We start from the raw sequence: 3,037 nt of genomic DNA, 5'->3' as shown, positions 1-3,037 counted from the left end.
CCACAGCCCCGGCTGTGGGGCGGCGCCCGCCCCGCCCGTGGGCGCCGCGGTGCGCCCTCTGCGCGCAGGGGGGTGCACCGCGGTACGTGATCGGGTCGGCCACGCGGACGTACCCGGCACGGGCGGAGCGCGGCCACTGCCCCGAAGAGCGCGCGTCCCCGACCCGCCCGGTCCCGGCCCACGCTGACCCTGCCCTGCTCGTCCGTCCGCGAGCGATCCGACGAGCAGCGGCTCCGCCACCGCGAACGGCACGCCCTTCGATGCCGCTCCGCAGCGGGCCGACCGGACACGCGCAAGGCCACCCGCTCGCCGCCCCGAACGCAGCACGACGGCCCCGGCGAAGGCACGACCACCACGGAACCGGACGGCAAGCCGCTGGGCAGCGACGGGTCCCGCGCCCCCGGCCGGCTCACTCGCGCACGGCGCGCACCACCGTGTCCAACGCCTCGACGCCGTCCTTCGGCATGCCCTCCTGCCGCACCGTCCGCCGCTCCACCGCCGCGTACTCGATCCGCGCATGCTCCCTCCACGCCCCGGTCACCTGCTCGACGGAGGTGAGGACCGTCGCGTCCTGCGGCCCCCCGGTGCCGTGCTCGAGGTTGTCCACGTCGTGCCCGACGAGAAGGAGCGTCCCACCGACGCGCGCCGCCTCCGCCGCCGTGTGCAGGACCCGCGACTGCTCGGGTCCCGGCAGGTGGAGGTAGGAGAGGAGGACGAGGTCGTACGCCGCGGGCTCGGGTGCGAAGTCGCTGACGTCCGCGTGGTGCGTCGTGATCTCCACGCCCTGGTGCACGGCGAGGCGGTCGGCGCGGTTGAGGGCGACGGCGGAGAAGTCGACCGCGTCGACGCGCCATCCGTGCTCGGCGAGCCAGACCGAGTTCCTGCCCTCGCCCGCCGCCAGGTCGAGCGCGCGCCCCGGCGCCAGCGGGGAAGCCTCGCGCACCACCCAGACGTTGGGGTCGGCGCTCCAGATCCACTCCGTCTCCGTGTAACGCCGGTCCCATTCCTCGGAGTCCATCGTTCTCCGCCCTCTCCGGCGCCTCTCGGGCGCGCTGCTCGTCACTCCGGCCGCCAGTCCGCCGCGCCGGCGGGCGCGCCCATCCGGCACGCCCCCGAGCGCGGCCCCGCGCCGAGGCACCACAGCGGTGCACCGGCGCAGCCGGTCACGCCGATCCTGCCATCTACGCACCGCGCGCCCACGTGTACGCGGACGCGCCGCGAAACCGGCTCGTCTCCCACCACGCCCGCCCCACGGCGACGCCGACGCCCTACTCAAGCCACGAACGCCACCATGGAGCCGCCGGACGCCGAGAGCACCCGACTTCCCCACACACCGCGGGTCGACACCCCGACAGTTCGGACGCGACCGCACGAGAAGCGCCCTGCCCACACCGCACCCCGGCCACCGAGCGCGCCGGCCCTTCCGTCCGAACCCCGGTCAGCCCCGAGCCCCGCAACGACCTGGCGCAGCCGTCGAAAGAGCAGCCCTCACCACACCCGCACCGGCCGTCGAACCACACCAGCACGGCACTCGAACCGCCGAGACCACCCTCCGCACCGAAACGAGCAGCCACCCGACGCGCACCCGTCCACCAAAAACCCGACGCACCGGACGGGCCACCTCAGCACCGGCCGGGACCGCTCGGCACGACCGCGGCCCCCGCCCGTGAAGCCCGCACCCGAGTCCGCGCCTGAACCGCCGAAGGCCGCCCTCCGAACCGGCACGACCGACCGGGCGAACGCCCGCAGCGTCCACCCGGAGAACCCCCGACGCACGCACCACGCCAGTAGCCCCGGCCCGCGAGCAGCCGTCACCCCAGCCCTGCCCTCCGCAGCTCCCCCGCCACCGCCTCCCACGTCGGCTCGACGGGGCGCAGAGGGCGCTCGCCGACACCGAGGTCCTTGAAGCCGCTCGACGTCGAGAGGCACACCACGGGCCCGTCGAACTGCGTCACCGCACGCAGCTGGCGGTAGCCCGCGAGCCCGGCCGCGGAGGACGTCTCGACCCACAGCCCGTCGGCGCCCAACTCGGTTTGGGCGGAGGCCATTTCGTCGTCGGTGACGAGCAAGGCGCCACCGCCGCTCTCCCGCACGGCGCGCACTCCGCGGTGGCCCCCCGCCGTGCAGTTGACGCCGTACGCGCGGGAGGCGCCGGGCGGTACGACCGCCGCGGGCGCCCCGGAGCGGAGGGCGGCGGCGAGCGGTCCCCCTGCCGACGGCTCGCACGCGTACATCCGCGGCAGCCGGTCGGTCACCCCGAGGAGCCGCAGCTCCCGGAATCCCTTCCAGACACCGTAGAGGAGTTCGCCGTACCCGGTGGGCACGAACACGGCGGCGGGGACGCCGAGTTGGCCGTGGAGTTCGTAGGCGACGCTCTTGTACCCCTCCGGCCCGAAGCCGTGGCCCGTGTGCGTGCGCGTCTGGTTGCTCACGGGATGCAGGCCGAGCCGCTCGCTGATCCGCGAGAGCAGCGGCCACCGCGTCTCGACGGGCACCGGGAGCACGACCGCACCGTAGGCCCGCAGGAACGAGGCGACGGCCGGCGGCGCCTCCGCGGAGGCGAGGACGACGCACCGCAGTCCTGACCGGGCCGCGAAGGCGGCTGCCGAGGCCCCGTGGTTGCCGGAGGAGGCGACCACCACGCCGGGCGCGCCCTCGTGGACGGCTGCGGACGCGGTGATCCGGTTGAGCCGGTCCTTGTGGCTCCACGTGGGGTTCTGCGACTCGTCCTTGAGCCAGACGCCGCCGCCGAGGTCGAGCAGCGGCGTCCCTCCCTCGCCCAGGCCCGGCGCGGTGAGCGGGGGCAGCAGCGGCGCCCACCGGTCGAGCCCGGGGGCCGGTGCGGCTGCCCCGTCGAAGAGGCCGCGCGGGACCTCCTCGTAGGCGTAGTCCACCTCCACGGGATAGACGACGTCGTCCGTCGCCGTACGGGGGCAGCCGCGCACCTGGGGAGGCCACAGCGGGTACGTGAACTCCGGGTCGCCGAGGGAGCGTTGGCAGCGGGCCGTGGAGCGGGTGTCGGGGGCCATGGCGGGAG

At 75.6% G+C, this 3,037-nt stretch carries 2 protein-coding genes; both read right to left on the bottom strand.

The features are described from left to right. Window positions 1–409: 409 nt before the first annotated feature. Window positions 410–1,018, bottom strand: coding sequence for a class I SAM-dependent methyltransferase (locus UWG_RS0108970; protein ID WP_016906868.1), 609 nt, complete (start codon window positions 1,016–1,018; stop codon window positions 410–412). Between the two features lie 793 nt (window positions 1,019–1,811). Further along, the gene (locus tag UWG_RS0108965) at window positions 1,812–3,029 is read right to left on the bottom strand and encodes a threonine synthase (protein WP_016906867.1); all 1,218 of its coding nucleotides are present in this window, start codon (window positions 3,027–3,029) and stop codon (window positions 1,812–1,814) included. Between the last annotated feature and the right edge of the window lie 8 nt (window positions 3,030–3,037).

The organism is Streptomyces xiaopingdaonensis, from assembly GCF_000262345.1.
Lineage (GTDB): Bacteria > Actinomycetota > Actinomycetes > Streptomycetales > Streptomycetaceae > Streptomyces > Streptomyces xiaopingdaonensis.
The sequence above is the reverse complement of the archived record's forward strand: the minus strand, read 5'-3'. Positions and strand labels throughout refer to the sequence as shown.

Bases quoted from the DNA above. Each gene is read 5' to 3' on its own strand.
- UWG_RS0108970 (WP_016906868.1), bottom strand. From the start codon at position 1,018: ATGGACTCCGAGGAATGGGACCGGCGTTACACGGAGACGGAGTGGATC.
- UWG_RS0108965 (WP_016906867.1), bottom strand. From the start codon at position 3,029: ATGGCCCCCGACACCCGCTCCACGGCCCGCTGCCAACGCTCCCTCGGC.